28 protein-coding genes are annotated in these 22605 nt (G+C 67.7%); 11 read left to right on the forward strand and 17 right to left on the reverse strand.

Features of this window, described 5'->3' with window-relative positions; genetic code table 11:
• Nucleotides 1-211: 211 nt before the first annotated feature.
• The 7 genes from dapC to H5398_RS16310 all read right to left on the reverse strand — a co-directional run bounded on the left by dapC (nucleotide 212) and on the right by H5398_RS16310 (nucleotide 8485).
• The gene (gene dapC, locus H5398_RS16280) at nucleotides 212-1312 is read right to left on the reverse strand and encodes a succinyldiaminopimelate transaminase (RefSeq protein ID WP_182800803.1); all 1101 of its coding nucleotides are present in this window, start codon (nucleotides 1310-1312) and stop codon (nucleotides 212-214) included.
• Nucleotides 1312-1632, reverse strand: coding sequence for a ferredoxin (gene fdxA, locus H5398_RS16285; RefSeq protein WP_182784552.1), 321 nt, complete (start codon nucleotides 1630-1632; stop codon nucleotides 1312-1314). Before fdxA ends, dapC begins: the two co-directional genes overlap by 1 nt.
• A 74-nt stretch (nucleotides 1633-1706) precedes the next feature.
• Nucleotides 1707-3401, reverse strand: coding sequence for a VanW family protein (locus tag H5398_RS16290; RefSeq protein ID WP_182800804.1), 1695 nt, complete (start codon nucleotides 3399-3401; stop codon nucleotides 1707-1709).
• Between the two features lie 77 nt (nucleotides 3402-3478).
• On the reverse strand, nucleotides 3479-5155 hold the full coding sequence (locus H5398_RS16295) for a S49 family peptidase (RefSeq protein ID WP_182800805.1): 1677 nt from the start codon (nucleotides 5153-5155) through the stop codon (nucleotides 3479-3481).
• Between the two features lie 77 nt (nucleotides 5156-5232).
• Nucleotides 5233-7287 carry a transketolase gene (gene tkt, locus H5398_RS16300; protein ID WP_182784559.1) on the reverse strand — a complete coding sequence of 685 codons (2055 nt, stop codon included), beginning with the start codon at nucleotides 7285-7287 and terminating at the stop codon, nucleotides 5233-5235.
• A gap of 140 nt (nucleotides 7288-7427) precedes the next feature.
• Nucleotides 7428-7937, reverse strand: coding sequence for a phosphoribosyltransferase (locus H5398_RS16305; protein WP_182784561.1), 510 nt, complete (start codon nucleotides 7935-7937; stop codon nucleotides 7428-7430).
• A gap of 41 nt (nucleotides 7938-7978) precedes the next feature.
• A complete protein-coding gene (locus H5398_RS16310; protein ID WP_220489615.1) occupies nucleotides 7979-8485 on the reverse strand; it encodes a GNAT family N-acetyltransferase in 507 nt (168 codons plus the stop codon).
• Between the two features lie 53 nt (nucleotides 8486-8538).
• On the opposite strand from H5398_RS16310, the gene H5398_RS16315 reads away from it, so the two are divergent.
• From H5398_RS16315 to nth, 3 genes are all read left to right on the forward strand, one after another.
• Nucleotides 8539-9348 (forward strand): hypothetical protein, encoded by an 810-nt coding sequence (locus H5398_RS16315; RefSeq protein ID WP_182800807.1) that lies wholly within the window; start codon nucleotides 8539-8541, stop codon nucleotides 9346-9348.
• Nucleotides 9349-10010: 662 nt separating this feature from the next.
• Nucleotides 10011-10208 (forward strand): hypothetical protein, encoded by a 198-nt coding sequence (locus tag H5398_RS16320; protein WP_182800808.1) that lies wholly within the window; start codon nucleotides 10011-10013, stop codon nucleotides 10206-10208.
• Nucleotides 10153-10665, forward strand: coding sequence for an endonuclease III (nth, locus tag H5398_RS16325; RefSeq protein WP_182800809.1), 513 nt, complete (start codon nucleotides 10153-10155; stop codon nucleotides 10663-10665). The genes H5398_RS16320 and nth overlap by 56 nt, the downstream gene beginning before the upstream one ends.
• A 124-nt stretch (nucleotides 10666-10789) precedes the next feature.
• Here the strand turns inward: nth and H5398_RS16330 are convergent, their stop codons facing one another.
• The 3 genes from H5398_RS16330 to H5398_RS16950 are packed head-to-tail and all read right to left on the reverse strand — an operon-like array spanning nucleotide 10790 to nucleotide 11574.
• Nucleotides 10790-11035, reverse strand: coding sequence for a CopG family transcriptional regulator (locus tag H5398_RS16330; protein WP_182784575.1), 246 nt, complete (start codon nucleotides 11033-11035; stop codon nucleotides 10790-10792).
• Nucleotides 11019-11342 carry a hypothetical protein gene (locus H5398_RS16335; protein ID WP_182800810.1) on the reverse strand — a complete coding sequence of 108 codons (324 nt, stop codon included), beginning with the start codon at nucleotides 11340-11342 and terminating at the stop codon, nucleotides 11019-11021. The genes H5398_RS16330 and H5398_RS16335 overlap by 17 nt, the downstream gene beginning before the upstream one ends.
• 55 nt (nucleotides 11343-11397) lie before the next feature.
• A complete protein-coding gene (locus H5398_RS16950) occupies nucleotides 11398-11574 on the reverse strand; it encodes a hypothetical protein (RefSeq protein ID WP_220489617.1) in 177 nt (58 codons plus the stop codon).
• Between the two features lie 1260 nt (nucleotides 11575-12834).
• Between H5398_RS16950 and H5398_RS16345 the strand changes: the two genes are divergently transcribed.
• Complete coding sequence (locus tag H5398_RS16345) at nucleotides 12835-13155, forward strand: hypothetical protein (protein WP_182800811.1); 321 nt, start codon at nucleotides 12835-12837, stop codon at nucleotides 13153-13155.
• Nucleotides 13156-13250: 95 nt separating this feature from the next.
• Here the strand turns inward: H5398_RS16345 and H5398_RS16350 are convergent, their stop codons facing one another.
• A complete protein-coding gene (locus tag H5398_RS16350) occupies nucleotides 13251-14291 on the reverse strand; it encodes a hypothetical protein (RefSeq protein ID WP_182800812.1) in 1041 nt (346 codons plus the stop codon).
• A 5-nt stretch (nucleotides 14292-14296) separates the two neighbouring features.
• Nucleotides 14297-14797 carry an RNA polymerase sigma factor gene (locus H5398_RS16355; protein ID WP_182800813.1) on the reverse strand — a complete coding sequence of 167 codons (501 nt, stop codon included), beginning with the start codon at nucleotides 14795-14797 and terminating at the stop codon, nucleotides 14297-14299.
• Nucleotides 14798-15171: 374 nt separating this feature from the next.
• Here H5398_RS16355 and H5398_RS16360 point away from each other — a divergent pair, with 374 nt between their 5' ends.
• A complete protein-coding gene (locus H5398_RS16360) occupies nucleotides 15172-15366 on the forward strand; it encodes a hypothetical protein (protein WP_182800814.1) in 195 nt (64 codons plus the stop codon).
• A 172-nt stretch (nucleotides 15367-15538) separates the two neighbouring features.
• Here the strand turns inward: H5398_RS16360 and H5398_RS16365 are convergent, their stop codons facing one another.
• Entirely contained in the window at nucleotides 15539-16027 is a 489-nt protein-coding gene (locus tag H5398_RS16365; protein ID WP_182800815.1) for a hypothetical protein, read from the reverse strand.
• Between the two features lie 366 nt (nucleotides 16028-16393).
• Here H5398_RS16365 and H5398_RS16370 point away from each other — a divergent pair, with 366 nt between their 5' ends.
• From H5398_RS16370 to H5398_RS16390, 5 genes are all read left to right on the forward strand, one after another.
• Nucleotides 16394-17017, forward strand: a complete 624-nt coding sequence (locus tag H5398_RS16370) for a sigma-70 family RNA polymerase sigma factor (protein WP_182800816.1) — start codon at nucleotides 16394-16396, stop codon at nucleotides 17015-17017.
• Nucleotides 17014-17973, forward strand: a complete 960-nt coding sequence (locus tag H5398_RS16375; protein WP_182800817.1) for a hypothetical protein — start codon at nucleotides 17014-17016, stop codon at nucleotides 17971-17973. Before H5398_RS16370 ends, H5398_RS16375 begins: the two co-directional genes overlap by 4 nt.
• 162 nt (nucleotides 17974-18135) lie before the next feature.
• Nucleotides 18136-18852: an AAA family ATPase gene (locus H5398_RS16380; protein WP_182800818.1), complete on the forward strand. Its 717-nt coding sequence runs from the start codon at nucleotides 18136-18138 to the stop codon at nucleotides 18850-18852.
• An 88-nt stretch (nucleotides 18853-18940) separates the two neighbouring features.
• Entirely contained in the window at nucleotides 18941-19255 is a 315-nt protein-coding gene (locus tag H5398_RS16385; RefSeq protein ID WP_182800819.1) for a hypothetical protein, read from the forward strand.
• A gap of 173 nt (nucleotides 19256-19428) precedes the next feature.
• The gene (locus tag H5398_RS16390; RefSeq protein ID WP_182800820.1) at nucleotides 19429-19725 is read left to right on the forward strand and encodes a hypothetical protein; all 297 of its coding nucleotides are present in this window, start codon (nucleotides 19429-19431) and stop codon (nucleotides 19723-19725) included.
• A gap of 497 nt (nucleotides 19726-20222) precedes the next feature.
• On the opposite strand, the gene H5398_RS16395 is transcribed toward H5398_RS16390, so the two are convergent.
• From H5398_RS16395 to H5398_RS16410, 4 genes are all read right to left on the reverse strand, one after another.
• Nucleotides 20223-20798 (reverse strand): hypothetical protein, encoded by a 576-nt coding sequence (locus H5398_RS16395; RefSeq protein ID WP_182800821.1) that lies wholly within the window; start codon nucleotides 20796-20798, stop codon nucleotides 20223-20225.
• Between the two features lie 30 nt (nucleotides 20799-20828).
• Complete coding sequence (locus H5398_RS16400; RefSeq protein WP_182800822.1) at nucleotides 20829-21074, reverse strand: helix-turn-helix transcriptional regulator; 246 nt, start codon at nucleotides 21072-21074, stop codon at nucleotides 20829-20831.
• Nucleotides 21074-21553, reverse strand: a complete 480-nt coding sequence (locus H5398_RS16405; protein WP_182800823.1) for a DUF2975 domain-containing protein — start codon at nucleotides 21551-21553, stop codon at nucleotides 21074-21076. Before H5398_RS16405 ends, H5398_RS16400 begins: the two co-directional genes overlap by 1 nt.
• 143 nt (nucleotides 21554-21696) lie before the next feature.
• Nucleotides 21697-22179, reverse strand: a complete 483-nt coding sequence (locus tag H5398_RS16410; RefSeq protein ID WP_182800824.1) for a hypothetical protein — start codon at nucleotides 22177-22179, stop codon at nucleotides 21697-21699.
• Between the two features lie 224 nt (nucleotides 22180-22403).
• On the opposite strand from H5398_RS16410, the gene H5398_RS16955 reads away from it, so the two are divergent.
• The coding region (locus tag H5398_RS16955; protein ID WP_220489619.1) for a hypothetical protein at nucleotides 22404-22605 on the forward strand (202 nt) is incomplete at its 3' end.

Below are 22605 nucleotides of genomic sequence, written 5' to 3' on the forward strand. Positions count from 1 at the left end.
GGGGTCCTGACGTGCGTCGATCAACGACGCGGCAAGGTTGTTGGATGGAGGTGGGGACGCCAGTGCGTCACGAGGGGCTTGTGCCCCGGCGGGGTCAGGTCAGCGGGCGAAGTACGCGCGCGGCCGACCGAGAACCGCAGAGTGGATCAACATCTGCAGCACCTCCTCCGTGTCGACAACAGGGAAACAGTAAGGACATCGCCCGTCCGTGTCAATCCCGAGAGGCCCCCAGGCGCGCGGCTGCCGCCGCGACCCTCTCGTCCGTTCCCGTCAGAGCGACGCGCACATGCCTGGCCGCCGCGACGCCGTAAAAGTCTCCTGGCGCAACCAGGATGCCCCGCTCGGCGAGCCAGGCCACGCTCGCGCGGGAGTCCTCGTCCCGGGTCGCCCACAGGTACAGGGATCCCTCGGAGTGCTCGATCCGGAAACCGGCCGCCTCCAGCGCCGGCTTGAGCGCCGCGCGGCGGGCCAGATAGCGGGCGCGCTGCTCCTCGACGTGGGCCTGGTCCCCCAGCATGGCGACCATCGCGGCCTGGATGGGCGCGGGAACGATCATCCCGAGGTGCTTGCGGGCGGCCACCAGTTGCTGCACCACAGCGGGGTCACCCGCGACGAAGCCCGCGCGGTAGCCGGCGGCGTTGGACCGCTTGGACAGCGAGCCCACCGCGAGCAGGCCGGTGACATCGCCGTCGTTGACGCGCGGGTCCAGCACCGAGAACGGCTCCGCGTCCCACGCGAACTCGCCGTAGCACTCGTCGCTGGCGAGCACCGCGCCGCGCTCCCGCGCAGCCGCCACGAAGGCCCGCATCTCGTCGAGCGACAGGATGCGGCCAGTGGGGTTGGCTGGGGAGTTGATCCAGATCAGCCTGGAGTCCTCGGGGATGCGCGAGGGGTCGTCCAGCGGCACCGCCCGCGACCCTGCGGTCAACGCGCCCACCTCGTAGGTGGGGTAGGCGCATTCGGGGAACACCACCGCGTGGGATGGGCCGAGGTCCAGCAGCGTCGGAAGCCACCCCACCAGCTCCTTCGTGCCGATGACGGGCAACACGCCCTCAACGGGCAGCGCGACGGCCGCCCAACGGCGCTCCAGGTAGTCAAGGATGGCTCGGCGTGTGGCCGGCGCGCCCCACACGGCGGGGTAGCCCGGCGCGTCAGACGCACTCGCCAAGGCCTCCCGCGCCAGGTGGGGCGTGGGGTCCACGGGGGTGCCGACGGACAGGTCGACGAGGCCGTCGGGGTGCGCAGATGCGGCCCGTTTGGCGTCACTCAGCGTGTCCCAGGGGAAGTCCGGAAGCCGGGCCCCGAGGGCCATCACTCGCCCTGGTGCGGGAGCGCCTCGACGATGGGGTGGTCCTTGGGGATCACGCCGAGCTTGGCGGCGCCGCCAGGCGAGCCGATCTCGTCGAAGAACTGCACGTTGACGTCGTAGAACTGCGCCTGATCCTCCGGCACGTCGTCCTCGTAGTAGATGGCCTCGACTGGGCATACAGGCTCGCAGGCGCCGCAGTCCACGCACTCTTCAGGGTGGATGTAGAGCATGCGATTGCCCTCGTAGATACAGTCCACCGGGCACTCCTCAACGCAGGCGCGGTCCTTCAGATCGACACAGGGCAGACCGATGATGTACGTCACGTTTCACTCCTTCAAGGGCGGACGTGGACAGCTTAGCGTGCCGCGCCGGGGGGCGGATGGCTCGTACCGATCCCTCAGCCGCAGGTGATCCGGTCCCCGGCGCTGTACTTCCACGAGTAGTTCTCCCGCTTGACCACCTCTGAGCCCTGGTAGAACAGGCGCTGCCAGGTGACGGTGAAGCCCTGAATCGGGGCCTGCGGCTCACACGGGGTCTCGGTGACCACTCGCTCGGCGCCGGTGTAGAAGCCGGACTTCACCAGTTCGGTGGACTCCACCTTGGTGTAGGTGCGCTGGGACCAGATTCTGAAGGTGATGGTGCCACGGCTTCCCGAGCTCGCCTTCGTCACGCTGCCCTGGATGATTGCCGGGTACTTGGTGTCGTTCCGGAACCTCATGTCCAGGACGCCGTAGTAGATGGTGGCCTCACGGCCTGCCGGGTACCGGTCGAAGTAGAGGCTGTGGGGCTTGTGCTCCACATCCTCGTACCCGGCGAAGAAGCCGGCGTTGTACAAGGTGGTGGCGGCCTGCGAGATGCCGCCGCCGGCCTCCTTGACCAGCCGCCCACCGTTGATGACGTAGCCATCGACGTAGCCGTTGGCCGCGGTGCGCGGTCCGAGCGTGTCGTTGAGCGAGAAGATCTCGCCGGGGAGAACCACAGTGCCGTTGACGGAGTTTGCGGCCTGGCTGAGGTTGGTGTTGCGGTATTCCGCGTAGGGGAACCGGGTGGAGTATTCGCCGATCACCTCCGTCGGCGCCAAAGCCTCCGCCTCGGCGGTGGTGAACTCGGGCTCTTCGACGGTGACGGTGGCCGCGAAGGTGCGGGCCTCCCCGGTTGCCGTGGCCGCCGTCTTGACGGCCTCGACGAACGCGTCCAACTCCAGGGTCTCCCCCGTCACCGCGGGCACCACGACTGGCGCGCCGGTGGTGAACCGGTACCCGGCGTCCTTGGCTGTGTTCAGGCCCAGCGCCTTCTCCGCGCCCTCCGCCACAGCAGAGAGGGCCTCGCCGTCGATCACCGGCACCAGTTTTCCGTCCGTGACGGTGAACGTGGTCACGCCGGCGATTGCGGCGGGCGCGATCTCCATCGAAGCGGTCTTGTGGGTCACCGTGACGGGCCCACTGAGGATGGGCTCGGCGTAGGCGGTGACGGCCTCGTCGACCATGGCGTCGGTGACGGCCGGGGGCTGTGCGGCGGTGGCCGCCTCGGCGGTGTCCTGGCTGGCCAGGAAGGCGCCCTCGACGGCGTCGGCCGTGGCGTCCACGTCGAGTTGCTGCCCCTCGACCGCCTCGGTGCGCGCCACTTCGCCGTCCGCGAAGGCGAGTGTGGCGTCCACACCGTCGACGGCGAAGCGGTCGGCGACCGCAGCGACACCGTCGGTCAGCGCCTCCTCATCGACGACACGCACCAGCGCGATCTCTTCACCGCCGGCCAGGGTGGCCAGGATCTCGGCCGGGTTCCAGCTGAACCCGCCGCCCGCCTCGCGGACGGTGGCCTCGAAATCTGCCGAGAGCCCGATCGAGGCCGGCTCCAGGGGGACTGACACGTCGCCGGCGGTGAGCGCTATGGGCGCCTCGACCGCCGGGCCGAGCTCGCTGCGGAGCGTCTCGGCCGCCTGCTCCGGAGACATGCCGCCGATGGCCACGCCCTCCACCGACGCCCTGACGGGCACCTGGTTTCCCGCGACGAAGTAGGACGCGACGTAGACGCCACCCAACACCACCACGGCCCCGGTCCCGACACCGATGGCGATCTTTGTCGCTCTCTTCACATCCACCCCTCAGTGGCGGCATAAACGCCGCGCAGTACACCATGGTACGAAACCGCCGACGGCAGCCCCAAATGCCGCTACCGCACGCGCAGGGCCCAGGGGAGGCTGAGTGCCCCGTGACCGTGCAGACCGGCCTGCGCGGCCAGCCCGGCGAGGATGCCCTCCGCGTCAGGAAGACCCATACCGCCGGCCGCGGCCTCGCTGGAGGTGGCCGGCTTGATCAGCGCGAGCACCCCGGACTCCCCCAGGTGCGTGAGCTTGATCCCGTCGCGATCGAGGCCCGCCAACGCGCAGGCCCGCTCCACCGCGAGCGCCCTACCGCCGATGTGGTCCACCAGGCCCCGCTCCTTGGCGTCTGCCCCGGTCCAGACCCGCCCGCGGGCGAGCGACTCGAGCTGGGCATACTCCATGCCCCGGTCCTGCGCCGCGAAGGTGGTGAAGTCCAGGTAGACGCGGTCGAGCCAGGCGTTGAGGCGCTCCCAGTCCGCGTCGGAGAAGCGGGAGGCGCCTGAGAGGAAGCCGGCGCTTTCGCCGATCGGGAGCGCCTCCCGGATCAATCCGAGCTTGTCGTAAAGGCCTTGAGTCACCATCTTGCCGCCCAGGACGCCGATGGAGCCGGTCAGTGTTGAGGCGTGCGCGACGATCTCGTCGGCGGGCATCGACACGTAGTACCCCCCGGAGGCGGCGAAGTGGCCCATCTGGGCCACCACCGGCTTGCCCGCCTCACGGAGCCGGAGGACTGACCGCCGGATGAAGTCAGACGCCACCGCCGAACCGCCGGGCGATTCGACGTCGAAGATCACCGCCTTGACGTCATCGTCGCGCAGGGCGGCACGGAGGTGCTCGTCGATCACGTCCGCCCCGGCCTGCTCGCCGCCCAGGGGGCTGCGCTGGCCGCGGCCGGTCACGATGGCGCCGCGGAGGGTGACCACCGCCACCTTGGGCTGGCCCATCCGGAGCTTCCGCTTGAGCGCCGCCTTCGAGGTGTAGCGGTGGGCGAACAGGAGGTGCTCCGGCTCCGCTCCCCAGGCGCCCAGCGTCGCTGCGTAGGCCTCGTCCCGGTAGCCGATCCGATCGATGAGGCCGAGCTCGAGGGCCCGTTCCGGCGTCACTGGGGCTCCGTTGACGCCCTCCCAGACCTGTTCAGCGCTCAGCCCGCGACGGCGGGCCACCGCGGCGACGATCTCGTCGACCAGCGACTGCCCGAGCCGCTGCACCATCTCGCGGTTGGCCTCGGTGACGTGGTCTGCCGCGTAGCTGTCCGCGGCGGTCTTGTACTCGTGGCGCTGCCCGAACTGCGGCTCCACGCCCACTTTCTCCAACAACCCGCGCATGAGCGTGATGGTGAGCTCCACGCCGTGGATGCTGAGCATGCCGGTGGGCTGCACCCAGATCTCGTCGGCGGCGACGGCGAGCCGGTAGGCGGCGAGGCCGCCGCTGAGTTCGCCGAAGGACTCGGCCCAGGCCACCGTCGGCTTCTTCTCGCCGAAGGCCTCCACCAGGCCCGCGATCTCCTCGACGTGGGCGAGGAGGGTCTGGGAGGGGACCGCATGGACGATGAGGCCCACGACCCGGGGGTCCTCAGCAGCGTCCGCGAGGTGTTGGCGCAGCGCCCCGAGCGTGGCGCTGTTGATGAGTTGGATGGCCTGCATCGGGTTGGTGGGCCTGGTCACCAACACGCCGCGGGCCATGTCGAGTTCCAGCACGATCGTCTTGTCGCCGATGACCTTGCCCACAACGTCCTTGATGCCCATGCCGCCCAGCATAGACGCCGCCGGCGGCGCCCCCTCGGGTGAGGGAGCGCCGCCGGCGGGAGGTGCAGGTGTCCTCGTCAGAGGACCGACTTGGCGGTGGCTACCACGTTGGCGACGGTGAAGCCGAACTCCTCGAAGCACTTGCTGCCCGAGGCCGAGGCCCCGAAGTGCTCGATGCTGACCGAGGCGCCCTTGGCGCCCAGGTACTTCGACCACCCCATGGCGATGCCGGCCTCGATGCTGACCCGCGCGGTGACGGCGGCGGGCAGGACGGACTCCTTGTACTCGGGCGTCTGCTCGTCGAACCATTCCTGGCAGGGCACGGACACCACGCGGGTGGCGATGCCTTCAGCCTGCAGCGCGTCCTGCGAGGCCAGCGCCAGTTCCACCTCGGAGCCGGAGGCCAGCAGGATGACGGCTGCCTCCCCGTCGGCTTCGCTCACCACGTAGGCGCCGTTGGCGACGCCCTCCGCGGAGGCGAACTTCTCGCCGCGCGGGATGGTGCGGAGGTCCTGGCGGGACAGGATGATGCCGGCAGGGCGGTCGGCGCGGCGCAGCACCTCGCCCCACGCAACGGCGGTCTCGTTGGCGTCCGAGGGACGAACGACGTCGAGACCGGGGATGGCGCGCAGCGAGGCGAGGTGCTCGATGGGCTGGTGGGTGGGGCCGTCTTCGCCGACCCCGACCGAATCGTGGCTCCAGACGAAGATCGTCGGGACCTGCATGATGGCGGCGAGACGCACGGCCGGCCGCATGTAGTCCGCGAACACCAGGAAGGTGCCGCCGTAGGCGCGGGTGAGGCCCGAGAGGTTGATGCCGTTGAGGATGCCGCCCATGGCGTGCTCGCGGATGCCGAAGTGAAGCGTCCGGCCGTACTTGTGGCCGGGCCAGTCGTGCGTGGCGCGCTCCTCGGGCAGGAAGCTGGGCTCGCCCTTCATCGTCGTGTTGTTCGAGCCCGCGAGGTCGGCGGAGCCGCCCCACAGCTCGGGCAGCTGGGGCGCCAGGGCCGAGAGCACCTCGCCGGAGGCGGCGCGGGTGGATTTCTTGCCCTCCTCGAACACCGGAAGGCTCAGGTCCTCCGGCAGCTTGCGGGCAGCGGCGCGCTCCAGCAGCGCCACGCGCTCCGGGTTGGCCGCGGACCAGGCCGCGAACTTCTCGTCCCAGGCAGCGCGGGCCGCACGGCCCCGCTCGGCTGCGTTGGCGCGGGCGTAGTCCACGATCGACTGGTCGACCGCGAACGGCTCCTGCTCGAACTTCAGCGCGTCCTTCAGGGCTGCGATCTCGTCGCCGCCGATCTTCGAGCCGTGCACGGCGTGCATGCCCTGCTTGTTGGGCAGCGGCCATCCGATGACGGTGGTCAGCTTGATGAAGCTCGGCTTGTCGGTGACGGCCTTGGCCGCCTCGATGGCCGCATACAGGGCGTCCATGTCCTCGACGTACTCGGTGCCGCCGTTGGTCCAGTCCACGCTCTGCACGTGCCAGCCGTACGCCTCGTAGCGGGCGTTGACGTCCTCGGTGAACGAGATGTCGGTCTCACCCTCGATGGTGATCCGGTTGTCGTCGTAGATGAGGGTGAGGTTGCCCAGGTTCTGGGTGCCGGCCAGGGACGAAGCCTCGGACGAGAGGCCCTCCTGGAGGCAGCCGTCGCCGGCGATGACGTAGATCTGGCGGTCGAACACGGACTCACCCTGGGGCGCCTCCGGATCGAAGAGACCTCGCTCGCGGCGGGCGGCCATGGCCATCCCGACGGCGTTGGAGATACCGGCGCCGAGGGGGCCGGTGGTGCACTCGACGAACTTGGTGTGGTGGTACTCCGGGTGGCCGGGGGTCTTGGAGCCCCAGGTGCGCAGGGACTTGAGGTCCTCGAGCTCGAGGCCGAGGCCGCCCAGGTACAGCTGCGTGTACTGCGTCAGCGACGCGTGCCCGGCGGACAGGACGAAACGGTCGCGGCCGAGCCACAGGTCGTCGGAGGGGTCCGTGTTCATGACCTTCTGGTAGAGCAGGTAGGCCACCGGTGCCAGCGAGATCGGGGTGCCGGGGTGTCCGTTGCCGACCTTCTCTACGGCGTCGGCTGCGAGGATGCGGGCGGTGTCGACGGCCCGTGTGTCCTGTTCGGTCCACTCAAGAGTCACGTTTTTCGGTTCCTAACTGATCTGCGACGACCGAGCAAGGCGCCGCGCGAATGTGCGTGACCAGACTATCCTGCGCGGTCGCGCGGGCTGCCAGGGTTCCCACCTGTTGCCGTGGCGCGCAGGAAAGGTTGGGCAGATGCTCAGCGCGGGCCCTCGCCGATGACCGGCGGCTCGGCGGACCAGGGGAACACGATCCACTCGTCGGTGTGCTTCCACACGTGGTCCGGCTCGAGGAGTGTCCCGGACTTCGCGTACAGCACCGCGCTGCGCACGTCCGCCCCGAAGCCGCGCAGCAGCTTGATGACCAGGCCGAGCGTGCGGCCGGAGTCCGCCACGTCGTCGACCACAAGGATCCGCTTGCCCGCGATCGAGGCGGTGTCCAGCATGGGCGCCAGCAGGATGGGGTCAGGGAGTGTCTGGTCCACGTCGGTATAGAACTCCACGTTGATCACGTCGGTGAGCTTCACGCCGAGTGCGTAGGTGAGGCCGCCGGCCACCGGCATGCCCCCACGCGCCACGGCCACGATGATCGAGGGCTGGAACCCGGAGTCGGCCACCATGCCGGCGAGCTCACGCTGGGCGGCGCCGAAGCCCTCCCAGGTGAGGATCTCCTTGTGGGCGAGGTTGGTCGCGTCTGCGTGGTAGGCCATGGCGTCCATGCTAACGGGGCCCCTGCGCATCCACGGGAGGCTCAGGGGTGCGCCTCGCCGAGCACCAAGGTGACGAAGACCACGTCCAGCCAGCGGTCGAACTTGCGGCCCACCTGCGGCAGTCGCCCCGACTCGGTGAACCCGAGCTTGCGGTGGAACGTGAGGGACTCCTCATTGGCGCCATCGACCACGCCCACCATGACGTGCACCCCCCGCCCACGGGCGTAGTCGATCAGGGCCAGCATCAGCATCCGGCCGGCCCCCGCGGCGCGACGGCCCGAACGGATGTAGACGCTGTGCTCGACCGTGTGGGCGTAGCCGGCCAGCGGGCGGAACTGCGCATAGCTGGCATACCCGAACACCTCGTCGCCGTCCTCCAGGACCAACACCGGATATCCGGAGGCGGTCAGGCGCTCCCACCAGGCGCGGCGGTCGTCGAGGCTGACGGGATCGAGTGCGTAGGAGGCGGTGGTCCCGACGCCGGCCTCGTTGTAGATGTCGGTGATGGCCGGCAGGTCTCGGGGCTGGGCGGGACGGATCGTCGGCATGAGCCACATCGTATGGGCTCACGGGCGGGTCCCGCGAGGGTAGCGTGGCCGGCATGACCATCCACCAGGTGCACGGGGCGTGGGGACGCGGGAGCCTCACAACGGTGGGCGGCTGCGTGCTGTCGTGGGCACCGTCGGGCCGAGGCGAGGTGCTGTGGATGGCAGAGGAGGCGCAGCCACGGATCGGGTGGATGTGGCACGGCGGCATCCCTGTGTGCGCGCCGTGGTTCGGCACCGGCCGGGGCGAGTTCCCCGTGCCCTACCCGCATGGGCTCGTCGCCCGCGCGCCTTGGGTGCTGGATCTGCTGGAGCAGAGCGACGACGGCGCCCGCGCTGTCCTCACGGTGGAGCCCGCGGCGATCGAGCACCTGCCGGGCGCGGAGCTCTATCCTCCGGACCTCGGCTACCGGCTGGACGTCCACATGGACCGCCACAGGCTCACAGCCGCCCTGGAGGTCTCCAGCCCGACGCGCGACGTGGTGGTGGATGTGGCACTGCACCCGTACTTCGCCGTCGACGCCCGGCGCGCCTCGGTTGAAGGGCTGGAGGGGGTGCCGTTCCGGGACTTCGCGGCCGACGCCAGGCCCACCTCAGAACATGCGCCGATCGCGCTGGGGCGGCACGTGGATCGCGTGTATGCCGGCGCGCCGGCGGTGACGCTCAGTGACCCGGCGGGCAGCATGCGGCTCTCAGCCGACGGAGCGTCCAACGTGATCGTCTGGAACCCAGGCCCCGGCGGCTCGCAGGTCTCCGGCGACCAGTGGTCCGAGTTCGTCTGCGTTGAGTACGGCTGCGTGCAGGGAGACGCGGTGTCGATCCCGGCGGGCGGCCGTCACACCGTTGCCATGCACGTCGAGGTGTGAGCTGTCGAGCGAAGATCTACTTTCCAGGCATGCCCGGCATGCTAGCTCGAACGGCTCGCTGGCTGTGAGGCGCAGGATCGCCTGACCCAGGCCACTTTCCGTTGCCTGAGGTCGAGGAGCGCAGACACGAGCCTCGGAAACGCGAATTGACGATGTCACGTTCCTGGGGCTTCCGGGCCGCGCTCCGCGGCACCTCAGCAAGCGGGACGGCCCCTGGTCTCACCGGCGAAGGGACCAAGCGGTAGGTCTGGTACCGACTGCGACATCAGACCTGCCGAATAGTCGCCGCCGACTGCCATGGACGCACCTAACAACCAGGGCGTCGCGCCTTCGCGGAACATCCGAGCATCGGGGCACGCCTCCGCGGACAGGGCCACACGCCACCGCCAGGTGCCGAAGCCGAGGGCGCGGAACCGTGCCCACAGTGGCACCCACTGGTCTGCCTCCTGAGCGTGGGAGGCGGCACTGGCGTCCCGCCTCCGCGGACCCTGGGATCCAGTGCTTCTCCACGCCCGGCCTCGCACGCGAGCCGGCTGGTGGAGCCCTGCCCCAGCCGGGTAGTGTCCAGAGGCACACCAAAAAGCGGTGTCGACATCCCTCGATACGGCTCCCGTGTTTTGCCTCGAGCGGGCATCCCAACCTCTTCCAGCTTGGAGGCCCTCGTGAAACAGCCCGGCACCGTCGAGAAGATCTACGAGATCTTGTCCGGGACCTATCCCACCTACGCCGAGTCCGACGACGAGTGGATGACGAACGGGCTGTCCGACAACTCGTTCCGCAGCACCGTGTCGGTCGCTGTCGACCATGACCAGCTCGCCGCGCTGCATCAAGGCCGCCGTCGCCCTTTACAAGAAGGTTGACTCGTTCGCCGGGCTGGCCGCGATGGACGACGACGACCTGCGCGAGACGATCCGCTCGGTCGCGCACTACAACCGCAAGACCAAGACTTTGAAGGCGATGGCCCGACAGATCCTCGACGAACACGGCGGTGAGGTCCCCGCGACCCGCGAGGAGCTGATGGCGCTTCCCGGCATCGGCCGCAAGTGCACCGACATTCTGATGAACACCCTGCATGCCGCACCCACCATCGCCGTCGACACCCACGTCAAGCGCCTCGTGCAACGCCTCGGCCTCGTCGACGCCAGCTTGTCCGCGGAGCAGACCGTCGACCCACTCACCGAGGCCACCCCCGTGTGCTACCGCCAGCATGCCCACGAGTGGCTGATCCAGCACGGCATGAAGGTCTGCGTCGCGCGCACCCCCAGGTGCGGCGACTGCCCTCTCACCGCTCAGTGCGACTACTACAGCGCTAGCTGAGCAGGTGAACGCCCGCAACAGGGACGCTGCTGAGGTGCTTGGCCGGGCCGAAGACATAAGCAGGAGAACAACTAGCTCATCTCGGCAGGATCGAACGCGCTGGCTGCGGCAGATCCGGATGGCTTCAGGCGGTCTTGTCCTGGTTGAGTCGGTCGAGGATCCAGGAACGCACCAGGGTCGACGGTGGAAGGTGCTGGGCATCGGCGGCCTGCTGCACCCGGGCCTGCTCGTCTTCGCTGAGCCGGATCGAGTACACCTTCGTCCGGTTCGGGCGGGACGGTCGCGCACCCTCCGGGTAGTCGTTCTCGCGGGTTCTCTCAGAGTCATCTCGCAGCCGAGCCGCCAGCGCAGGATCAATTGTCTTTGCCATGTCTCGTTCCCTCTCGATAGAACCTCAGATCGGCACCGGTTGCCGGCCACGCATTGATCCCGTGCAGATCTCCATCAGCGTCTCGGAACGCGATGACCACCAGCACTCTGCCGGCAACCGTGGAGTAGCCGATGAATCGAGAAGCACCCATCCGTGACTTCGGGTCCGGTTCGAACGCCGCGAGGTCGGGGTCATCCATCACCTCCTGCGCCCAGTTCGGTTCGACGCCACCCCCGCCGGGGTAACGGTCGCCGCGATTTCGGATGTACGCCGCGGACTCGTCGTCCCAGTTGAGTTCCTCTCCCACGTCGCCCAGTGTACCTTGCGTCGGACAATGTAGTACGAACCGGGTTCGTGGCATGTCAGGTGCCGGAGGCCATGTAGGCGGCGAGGATGTAGTTGGGATGCCTGTCGAGGTTCTTGCGGGCGCGGTCGTAGCGCATGGTGGTTCTGGGGTCTGCGTGTCGGGCGGCGATCTGAGAGCCGCGACGGTTGAGCAGAATCGGCCCCTCCGCTCGTCCCGCGACGAACCTTGCCACCCTTGCCGTGAACCTTCAGTACGCGGTGACCATGCTCCTCACCGAGGTCTTGGATGTTGGCACCGCATGCTTCGAAGATCCGGAGTCCGAGCAGTCCCAGCATCACCACCAAGGCGAAATCGTTGACGTTAGCCGACAGCCGTGAGGCGCTGAGCATGGCCTCGAACTGAAGGTGCGAAAGGCCCAGAGTCGGGGACTCCGGCGGCACGTTGGGGCGCCTGACGTAGTCAGCGGGCGAGGCCGCGAGGACTTGGTCGATAACGCAGGTGCGATAGAGAAGCCTGCCATCACCGTGACCCGACGGCTCACGGTCGAGGGCTGGAAGTGTCGCACTTCCTGCATCCAGCGCACATACAACTCGATCTGCGCCCGACTAGCCTCCAACGGCTCCAGGCCCCGCTCGCAGCACCACACCAGATACGCGCGAAGGTCCGACTCAGTATGGACTCGGGTCTGCCCACGGTACCGAGCCAAGTACGCGGCCACCGCCCTGACGAGCGGATCAGTGGCGCGTCGATGAGCACAGGAAACAGCACAGGGTCAGGACTGGTCATGGCCAGATTCTGCGCCGCCAAGCCCCCTACCTACAGTGCGAATCCAATCGCAGCGCACTGAGGGCGGCAGATCCGGATGTTCGGGGCGTCGTCCGTGGCGAGCCTGCGGATGTTCACGGAGCCGGCTCCGCGAGTCGGCTCCTCCCCCTGAGACACCGAGCCCTTGACGGCATGGAAGGACACGGGACGTCGACCGTCGGCGTGAACCGGCACCCGTGGGACAGTTGTGCTCGACACGAACACAAGCACCGCTGACCGGGGGGAAGCACCATTGAGACACCAGCTGCCGCACGTCCGCCCGTCGGCGGGTCCCTCTCGCGATCGGTTCGATGGTGACCCGCAGGCGCCGCACGCGTCCGCGTCCTCTGGTCGATGGCTGGTGAAGCAGCTGGCCTGGGTGGGTGCGGTGAGTGTGCTGGTGTTGAGCGCCTGCACAGTGGACGAGCCTGGGGGCGCCACGTCATCGGCCTCAGTCGCAGCGAGCTCACCGCAGTCGGCCACCCCGGCCGAGACAAGCCCCGAAGACACGCCCATCGTCGTTGTCCCGGTGGAGCCAACTGAGTCATCCGGAGCGACCGCTGAGCCCGGTCGGTCCGAGCCTGTTCCCGACGCGGCGCTGGCTGCTCAGATGGTATGCGAGCCGATCACCCGCGCGACGCGTCTGAGCCATGAATCACGGTGGGGGCCTGTGGACTGGGACGAGGCCGTGCAGATCGCAGTGGGTGAAGGACTGACCGCGGGAATCAACTGGTGGGTCGTCGTGGCAACCCCCGACGGCGTCACGGGCCGCGCCCGGCTCACCAACGCCGACAGCCTGGATGACCCTGCGGACGCGGAATGGCTGATCGCATCCGGCTGGCAGGCCTCCACCGGCGAAGGCATGGCCTCCAACGACTCCTTCTACTGGCAGTACTTCCCCCACGTGAAGTGGGACGCTGCCGGCCACGAGCGCCTCCACGCCGCCGTCGCGAAGGGCTTCGAATGTCTCGACCTCGAATACCCTGAACCCGACCCGTTGAACCGTTGACCACCGGGCAGAGCGACCATCTACCGTTCGCCGCTGGGGCAGGGAGACGCCGGGGTGACTGTCTCCGATGTGATCAGGTCCCTGATCCTCGGGCTTCAGCCGTTGATGTCGCGTTCGACGTGATCGGTTCCCAGGACCTCGACGAAGTCGGAGGGGAGTGCATCGGCCCATTCCCGGGTGGTGATCGTGCTGCTGAAGGAGAATTCCGGGGTGAGGGTTCCCGACTCCATGATCTGGCCGGTGGCGTCGAGGACCAGCCAGCGTTCCACGCCTGGACGAGACGTCGGATCGGTCATCGCGGCCCGGTAGCCGGTGACGCCATCAAGGTCGACCTCGGTCACGGTCATGGTGGGGGTGGCTGTCTGTCCGTCCTTGGTGGTCTCTGCGGCCTGGGGGTGTTCCGCGATGCGCTGCAGGACGGTGATCGCGGCTGCACGCAGCTGCGGGGGCGCGGTCTCTGTGAGGAGGATCTCGTGGATCCCCTTGAATACCCGCTCATCTGCGCTGTTGTTGCCGGTGCCTGATCTGAGTGCGGCATCCAGGGCGTCCGGGTCCGTGGGCAGGGACGTGATCGTTGATTGGTCTTGTCCGGTGAGCAACCAGAACTGCTGGTCACCGGTGCTCCGGCTCCACAGCCAGCCGTCACGGTCGATGTAGTCATCGAAGTAGGTGACGCCCGAGTCGACTGGCATCGGCTCCTGTGATGAGCCCTGGCCGGCGACGCTGTGTTGCTCCTCCACCCTGACCACGTGCAGGAACGCGTCAGGCTCTCCCACGGGCGCAGCCGCGGCCGCGACCGCCACCGGTCCCAGCATGGCAACGGCCGAGACGTATCGAGGTGACGGCTCGTCGGGTGGTGAGGCCGGCGCTGCGGAACTGGCGGCAGTCACCCCAGCCACTGGCGGGTCGGCAACGGATTGCTCGTTGAGGGTCACCAGCGCTTGGGTCGCAAGCCCCAGGACAGCCAGGCCCGCTACCGCGGCGGCGACCGCCGAGGGCCAGCGGCGCCGGCTGCGGCGGATCGGCACCACACGTGTGCGGGCCTGCACCTGTTGGAACACCGATTCCCGCCGCTGGGCATCGAACTCGGCATCGATGGCCTCATCGGTGGGCCGAATGGACTCAACGTCTCGCATGTCAGTCATACCTTTCCCGGGACAGGCCGCAGCACGGGTGCGGCGGCCGTGGATGGTTCCATCAGCTCGGTGAGCCGTTGGCGGGCCCGTGAGAGCCTCTTCGTGAACGCCGGCGTTGAACATCCCGCCACCACGGCGGCACGGGTGTGGTCCAAACCGTCCCAGCCGACCAGGAGGAGCGCCTCGCGCTCCTCGTCGCTGAGGCGACGCAGAGCATCGAGGAGGACCTGCCGGTTCACCACCAGGCTGGCCATGGACTCGTGACTCCTGCCACGAGATCCAGCAAACAGCTCGTCGGCGAGCCGGTCACGGCGCTGCTGCCCGCGATGCTGGTCCACCAGCATCCGCTTGGCCGTGACAATCAGCCAACCCATCGGGTCGGCGTCAAGAGACGCCAAGTGACGCCACGCCTGGACGTAGACCTCAGCCAACACCGACTCGGCCACATCCGGATCGGCATGCCGCCGCAGATACGCGTAGACACGACGCGAGGTGCCGTCATACAACCGCCGGAAAACCTCGTCCCCTGGAGCATTCACATCCTGTATACGTTCCTCACCCACCCGATATGACTGTGCACACCAAAATACTTCCGCGACGCTCCAAGTGGACCGGCAGCACACCCCACAGAAGAGGGGTACCGGCCCCCGGGAAGAACGACATGGGAGACGACCACGGCACCTCCCGCGCGCCAAGGGCCCAGCGCACAGAGCTCCCCGTGGACATCAGCAGCAGCGAGGTGAACCCGCAACAACGACACACATGGCATCAGCAAGAGACATGGTGACGAGGAACCCGATGCCACAACAGTCGGCGCTGAACGAAGGCTGCTGCGCAGGTACCCTGACTGCGCACGGCGCGCAGGCGAGGGAGGCCAGGAGTGGTGCGATTCATCCTCGAACTACTCACCGGACTCTCCGTCGCGGCGATCGTCACCGCGGCCGTCATGGCCACGATGTTCTACCTCGGCCCCTGGGCCGACCAACCTGGGATGGACGAACTCTGGTCGCTGCTCGCTACAGCAGCGGTCCTACTCGCATCTTGGCGATGGGGGGCACGCCGACGAACACCTTGAACACGCGAGCACCACCCATCGCGGCAGACATCAGTGCGTTCGCCTGAGCAACTCTGCACTGGCATGGCGGCCGCCGTTATCGCGCTCGGCGCGCAGCTGGATGGCGGCGCCAGCAAGCCTTCGGGAAGGGTCAAGCGGGCGGCGTCGGAGCGTGAGCTGGTGACCCAGGAGGTCAGTGATCGCCTGGAGCTGAACCGCCGCGGGTCAGTAGCCCGATGACCGACACAGCGATCAGAAAAGAGCCCACCAGAGCAATGAAGTCGAGAGTCCCGCCCCAGACCAACGACAGGAACTGCAACGGCTGCGACAGTGTGGGGGCCGTGGTGAAGACGAACCAGGACGGGACGGCGGTCCCGATCACAGCGAAGAACCCCAACAGCCCACCCAGAACAAGGCCACGACGATGTGCTCTGGCCACGGGTCCTGGCCAGAACCCCAGGGCGCCGGCGCTGAACACCGCCGCACCCGCGAGCAAGATCCAGAAGACGGCGTGTAGGACGGCGTCCGTCAGAGCCCAGCCGGGTCCACCCTGAAGCAGAGTCCTGGCCGCCCATGTGGCGATCGCCGCAACGCCACAAGAGGCGGCCACCACGCCCAAGTTGCGCGGAGAAACCACCGTCTTGGCTTGCTCGGCAACCATCGACTTCGACCGCGACTCCATGACAGAACCCTAGAGGCCTTGGGGGTCAGGCCCCAGGTGAACCTGCAGTGCTGGAGGAGCTGACCCTGATCAAAGGATCAAGAGACGTGCGGGTCATGGAGGCAGCGCCGTCGCCACCGGCGAGCACCCAATGCGGCAATTGAGGGCGCATGTCTGGCGCCGCCTATTGGACGTATGGGAATCGCAGGTCGGCGAAGTGTAGGTGTTTGAGGCGCCGCCTCAGGTGGCCTGTCTTGCTGGCATTCGGGGCCCGATCAGGGAACATCAGCCGGAGCGCAGCAGTGTCCCCTCTCGGGCGGACTCGAGTGTGAAATGCACTTCACCGTTGGGGCGGGAGGGCCATAACGAGGGCCACACGACGCTCCCGTGTTCGGCGGTGTCCAGGACAGTCGGCAGAATGAGCTGTCACGATGCAGCGAGGAGCGGGAACTACTGAGCATGAGACAGCTTCCCCTGCCGCAAGATCTGGAATGGCTTGAGAGCCTATTCAAGCTTTACTCGAAACGAGTCAGGGCCTTTGCGATCCGACGCGTGGGCCCGGATGCGGCCGACGATGTGGTCTCGGAGGTGTTCGGCATCGCCTGGAAGCGTCGCCCCAATGTCCCCGAGCCGGCTCTTCCCTGGCTGCTGCGCACTGCCCATCACGTCGTGTCCCACGAACGCCGGGGACTGGCTCGGCGCCTCAATCTCCGAGACGCAATCGCGGGGGCGCTGCCAGACACGCCCAAGGCTGGAGCCGACGCCTCCAGCCGGGTCCTGGCAGACAGTGTGCTCAGCGAGCTCTCCTCGACAGATGCCGAAATCCTCCGGCTGACGGCCTGGGAGGGGCTGACTCCAAGAGAGATCGCCGTGGTTCTCGACCTCAGCGATGCAGCCGCTCGTACTCGACTCAAGCGTGCGAGGCAGCGCGCCCAGCAACTGCTCAATGACTCCGATCCAGCTCTCAGACTCGCCGTCGTCACCCCCCACCTTCAAGGAGAACCGTCATGACCGACATTGACACCCTGCTGAGGGCTGCTGACCCTGCTGCCGGTGTCCCTGACTACAGCGACGCCGAGTGCCGCCACATCCTGGTCAGGGCGATCGCGCCCACGACGCCGCCCAAGCGGCATGCGGGGTGGCGGATCGGCGCGGTGGCTTCGGCCATGGTGATGGTGACCGCCGTCGGCGTGAGCAACTTGGTCGGAACCGGCGCCACGGCGCGCGCGGATCAGATCCTGACCGAGGCTGCCATCAACGCAGTCGACCCGCCAGCGACGGCGGACCAATACTGGAAGATGACCGGGACGGGCGACTATGGCACCGGAGAGGTGTGCGGTGAGAGCTTCACCGAAACGCGCTACCTCGCGGTGGATGGGAACCGGCCTAGCTGGTATGTCGAGAGCTACGACACCGCACCTGGCTGCCCGCCGCTGGGCGAGGACCGGATGTGGACCCTGCCCAAGAGCCCCAACGCCATGGTCGACAGCTGGCGTTGGCCGAGCCCCGCGTTTCTCGCTTCGCTCCCGCGCGACGTAGAGCAACTGCGCTCGCGGCTCTACGCAGACGCAGAGGGGGTAGCGGCGTCCTCCACCGACGCCGGCGTGTTCGTCCTGATTGACTACGCGCTGACCTACGGAGCCCCCCCGGCCGACCTTCGCTCCGCCATGTTCGAGGTACTCAAGGACGTGCCAGGCATTTCGGTTGCCGACGAAATGGTCGTCGACGGTCGCGAGGTCGCTCTGTTCACCCTTGAAGGCGGTGAAGTCACTGAGATGCTGATGATCGACCCGGAAGCCGGGCAGCTGGTCGGCTTCCAGGGCGTGCAGAGTGAGCGCAAGGTCACCTACGAGCGCCTAGTGGTCGACACGGTTCCCGAGGAGGTTCGGGACGCCGCGGACGTGCTGGACTGCGAAGTCGGCTTTGACGACACGATCAACCCAGCGGGCGATCTCATTTGCCGGTGAGGCGAGCCTTACATCAAGGCTAACGAACACTTTGTGAGGGCTCGCCGTCGGGGTGGCCCTCACCCTCGTCATGGCCGTAATCAATCTCTCCGCTAGCGGCCAATCCGGATGTCGGTATTACCCCTTCGCAGAGGTGTCACGGTCGCGCTCTAGCCTGAGACTGTGACCGCTTTCAGTTCATTGCCCGTCCGCGAGGTGGTCGGTGACCCCGGGGAGGATGATCACGGCTGGCCATTCACCATGGGCGCAGTCAGGCAACTGCTGCGCGACGGACTGGAGCTGTCCGAGCTGACGATCCTGGTCGGCGAGAACGGGGTCGGGAAGTCAACCATCATCGAAGCAATCGCCATGGCATACGGCCTGAGCCCCGAGGGCGGCAGCACACACCTAAGGCCCTCGGCGCGCCCCACCGAGTCGCCGCTGCACGAACGGATCCGACTGGTGCGCGGCCTGTCCCGTTCCCGCTGGGGATACTTCCTGCGCGCCGAGACCATGCACGGACTGCTCACTTTCCTCGAGCAGAACCCGGGAGCCGACGGTCGCTACCACGAGCGCTCGCACGGCCAGGCCTTCACCGAGCTCCTCGACACCAAGCTGGTACACCTGTCCCGCAGGGGCGGGTTCCTGGTGCTCGACGAGCCCGAGGCCGGGCTCTCGTTCATGACCCAGATCAAACTGGCCAACCTCCTGGCGGAACTGCGCGACGACGGCATCCAGGTGCTGATGGCCACTCACTCCCCGATCCTCACCGCCACCCCAGGTGCCCGGATCGTCGAACTGGACGACGACGGACTCCACACCCGTGCTTGGAAGGACCTGATGACCGTGGCGCTGTACCGCCGGTTCCTCGCCGACCCCGGCTACTTCGGCCTGGAGTGAGCACGCGCCACCGCGGAGGAGCCATCCGCTCCAGACGCGGCAGTTCTGTGCGTGAGTCTGCCAGGGGGACCTGCGATAGCGTGCAGTCATGCATCAAGCCCGCCGCCCAGGTTGGCAGGTGATCCTGGTGGCATTGGTCGGGCTGTGGGGGCTGGTGCTCATTGTTTTCACAGCGTTCCTCCTCGCGATGTCTACCGTCGGCCAAGAGTTCAGCGTCGCAGCCCTCGGGACGGGGATCGCCGTGGGCATCGGCGCGATCATCACCCTGCTGCCCGTGCTCGCCTGGCTTCGGGATCATGGCGCCAAGCGACTGTGGCCCACGGTGGCCCCAGGTCTGGTTTCGCTGGTCGCTGTCACTGGGTGGTTGGCGTACTTGGCTTTACAGCCCTCCGTCGGGCCATGAGCGCACTCAGTTCCTCAGGTCCGAGCCTCACCGCGTGGGAAGCGGTTTCGGCAGACATCGGGTCGTTTGGCTCCTGAGCCCGATCTGGTTTCGCGGCATGGATCCACTCCGACGGGCGGGGTGTTCCCAGCTGCAAGGGTCCGAGAGGGCTGGCCCGCTGTCAGACTGGGTCCATGGAACGCGTACTGGCGCCCGCGGAAGAGCGGTTCGACCCGATCACCGGGCGGTGGATCAACGCTCCACTTCCCGATCCCGCCCGGACCTGGGTTGACCCAGCCGGCGACGCTCCCGTGACCGTCGTCGGCGAGATCCCGCCTGAACTCTCCGAGCACGACAGGCCACCCACCCCCGGCTCCACCGCTGGAGAGACGCTGGCCACGCGGACCCAGCGCCTGCGTTGGCTGATCATCATTGTGTTGGTGGTTGCGATCATCGCGCTCGGAATCGCGACACTTATCGCCACGGCGTAGACGCAGCATCAATCGCAGGCCCACGAGCTCGCCGTCGCCGAAGACCCGCCGACTCAGGCCCAGGATCACGATCGCGCGAACCCGACCGAATCAGACTTCTCAAGGCGGAGCGACGCTGGACAAGCAAACGTGCGAAACGTCCGCTCGATCGGCGGCAGAAGCGCGCGTTGGGACTCGAGGCTGTCACACCCAAGCGGGACGTGTCCGCCACTCGGCGACGCTCATGGCGTAGACAAGGTTGTCGTCCCAAGCGACTGCGCCTCACTGAGTAGTCGGCTTTCGGGGTGGTTCCCCGGCCTCACTCGACGCCGCCTTTTCCAGCATCCACTGCGTGGCAGCGCCACGAACGGACTCCAGGCAGGCGCCTCTTAGCGGCCGAGGTGGACGGCAGGGTCTGAGAACCGAAGCCAAGGCGCCCCCGCACACCGCCCTTAGTGGAAGTCTTCGGCCAACTGCGGTTGACCGCCGGAGACGAACCCGAGTGGCGCTCGGCGATGTCAGTTCCGGGGAATCGTCTGCCTTCTGTGGCCGCATGTGACGGTGAGCGTTGCGCTGGTGGTGGTGAGGGTGCAGTGGCCGTCACGAGGATCGATCCGGGCCGTATCGTCTCGCCTGATCCACCACCGTCCCGGGCCAGGGTCGTAGAAGTCGACCATGTCGCCGTCGAACCCGTCCTGGGTGATCATCACGGCTGTCCCGTCGTCGGCGGTGACGAAGGTCTGACTGCCCTCGAGCCCGAGGCAGAACAGGCTGAACCAGCAGATGACCAAGAGCGCGAAGGCGCCAACCGCCCAGGCGAGCGAACCGATCACACCGACCGCTGCCCGCAGGAGAGGCTTGCGTATCGGGGTCATCGCGACGCTGATCAGCAACCCGGCGGCGACCAGGCTGACCGCAGAGGTGAGCAGGAGACACCAGACGGCCCACCAGAGGCTGGTGTGTCCCGCGACGATGATGACGCCGGGCAGCTGGTCTATTCGTGCCAGCCAGCAGGTGGCCAGCCATCCGCCGGCTGCCAGCACGGTCGCGACGGTCAGGGCCACGAGCCGGACCCACGGTCGCCCGCTCTTCATCGGGTGCCCACCGCCCGTGTGCATGGGAGGTCAGCCAGCCTCGGTGTCAGGTGCCGGGGCCCCGTCGGTGGGGTCCGGGACATAGGACAAGATGTCGGCAGGTTGGCAGGCCAACTCACGACAGATCGCGTCCAGGGTGGAGAACCGGATCGCCTTCGCACGATTGTTCTTCAGGATCGACAGATTCACCGGCGTGATCCCGACCCGCTCGGCCAGCTCGGTCAGCGTCATCCTTCGACGCACTAATTCGAGGTCGAGGCTCACCACGATGGCCACTAGATCACCTCACTCAGCTCGACGGTCAGCATCGACGCCTTCCGCAACAGCCCCTTCATCACGGCCATCAGCAGCGCGAAGACCGCCCCACACACCACCAGAGCGAGTTCGGCGAGCATCAGCCCCGGCGGGTTCGCCCGCGCCCCGAACGACAACAACGCCCAGATCCCCAGCACCAGCGCCGTATCCAGGATCGCAGCACCGATCACCACGTTCACCCACTTGAAGGCATCCGGGGAGAACACGCTGTCGCTGTCGACCATCGACAACAGTCGCCACAGGGCAACCACGGCGACCTGGACCCCCACAATGATCACCACCACCGCTCCCAGGATCGGCCACCGGAGCCACGCCAACTCGGGATAGGCCTCCGCCAGCTCCCCCGCGAGCGCCGGGAAGAACCACGCCTGCGCCACCAGGCCACCCGCCACGATCACCACCAACAGCGCCCGAAGCGCCGTCATCACCTCCCGCACCACCACAACCCCCCATTGAGATTCAATACCTATGTATCGCAAAACGATATGCCCCCGACCTGGTGGCAGGCAAGACCCAGGCAATCCCCGTGACTCGTCGTAGTTCCGCCAGCCGTCCCCCGACGCCCCCTCAACCCCTGCCGGACTCAGGACGCGAGCCTTCGAAGGCACGCACGCACGGCACCAAGAGGGGACAGGTCCTTCGGGCGTCCTGGATCAACTCGGGGCGGAGACGGCGGTTCGCCGCCCCCGAGCGACCAAGCAGTACCGTCCGAGTCCAAGCCGAAGAAGACGATGTTCGAAGGCAGCGGACCATCCAGCGGCACACTTCGCGGACCCCCATGCGCCGCAGCCTGACTCAGGGTCCGCTCCCGCGCCCGCTCACTGTGATAGCCCGGGTGCCACACCACGCCAGTGACACGCTCACGGTCGTCACGGACACCGCCGTCAATGCCGACCTGGATCTCCAGGTGGTACTGGTTCACCGCCGCCTCCAACTCAGCCGCGGTGTCGAAGGCAGCCACCACGACGTCTCGACGCTGCCGCCTCTCCGGGTCGAAGCGGTAGTGATGAATGACCCATCGCCAGATCGTGTCATCCATCGGATCCACCTCGGCCACCCCGCTCACCCCCATGCTTCCGCAACAGTCAATCGATCCAACACACAGGCCCACAGTGGCCCTGGAAGCCCCACCAGTCAACGATCGCCGGGCCAGCGCGGGACCACTACGCGCCCACGCGGCGCGGCCGCGGAAGGTCCCCGCCGCTCTCCGCCATGAGCGCGCGGTAGAAGAGTGCCCAGTGCTGCTGCGCCTCGCGGCAGATCCGGATGTCGCAGTCTCGGTGCCATCCGGTGCAACGCACGCAAGCACGCCCCCGGGGTTCCGGTGACGCTAACCCTCGACGTCACCCCGCGGCCGTCACCCTCCGCGCCAGCAACCCGCTGGCCGACCTCGCCGCCCCTGACCGGTCGGGAGCCGGGCTGGGGATCGTGGGCGGCGACGAGCCGGTCGAGCTCGTGGGCGGCTCGGTATGTCACGGCGTCCACGCGCGAG

The organism is Tessaracoccus sp. MC1679 (assembly GCF_014164775.1).
Taxonomy (GTDB): Bacteria; Actinomycetota; Actinomycetes; order Propionibacteriales; family Propionibacteriaceae; genus Arachnia.

Excerpts from the sequence above, each read along its gene's own strand:
- H5398_RS16315 (WP_182800807.1), top strand. The coding sequence starts at position 8,539 with ATGACCATCCACCAGGTGCACGGGGCGTGGGGACGCGGGAGCCTCACA.
- dapC (WP_182800803.1), bottom strand. The coding sequence starts at position 1,312 with ATGGCCCTCGGGGCCCGGCTTCCGGACTTCCCCTGGGACACGCTGAGT.
- H5398_RS16330 (WP_182784575.1), bottom strand. The coding sequence starts at position 11,035 with ATGGCAAAGACAATTGATCCTGCGCTGGCGGCTCGGCTGCGAGATGAC.
- H5398_RS16390 (WP_182800820.1), top strand. The coding sequence starts at position 19,429 with ATGGAACGCGTACTGGCGCCCGCGGAAGAGCGGTTCGACCCGATCACC.
- H5398_RS16365 (WP_182800815.1), bottom strand. The coding sequence starts at position 16,027 with ATGGAGTCGCGGTCGAAGTCGATGGTTGCCGAGCAAGCCAAGACGGTG.
- H5398_RS16310 (WP_220489615.1), bottom strand. The coding sequence starts at position 8,485 with ATGCCGACGATCCGTCCCGCCCAGCCCCGAGACCTGCCGGCCATCACC.
- H5398_RS16375 (WP_182800817.1), top strand. The coding sequence starts at position 17,014 with ATGACCGACATTGACACCCTGCTGAGGGCTGCTGACCCTGCTGCCGGT.
- H5398_RS16385 (WP_182800819.1), top strand. The coding sequence starts at position 18,941 with ATGCATCAAGCCCGCCGCCCAGGTTGGCAGGTGATCCTGGTGGCATTG.
- H5398_RS16295 (WP_182800805.1), bottom strand. The coding sequence starts at position 5,155 with ATGGGCATCAAGGACGTTGTGGGCAAGGTCATCGGCGACAAGACGATC.
- H5398_RS16395 (WP_182800821.1), bottom strand. The coding sequence starts at position 20,798 with ATGAAGAGCGGGCGACCGTGGGTCCGGCTCGTGGCCCTGACCGTCGCG.
- H5398_RS16350 (WP_182800812.1), bottom strand. The coding sequence starts at position 14,291 with ATGCGAGACGTTGAGTCCATTCGGCCCACCGATGAGGCCATCGATGCC.
- H5398_RS16305 (WP_182784561.1), bottom strand. The coding sequence starts at position 7,937 with ATGGCCTACCACGCAGACGCGACCAACCTCGCCCACAAGGAGATCCTC.
- nth (WP_182800809.1), top strand. The coding sequence starts at position 10,153 with ATGACCAGCTCGCCGCGCTGCATCAAGGCCGCCGTCGCCCTTTACAAG.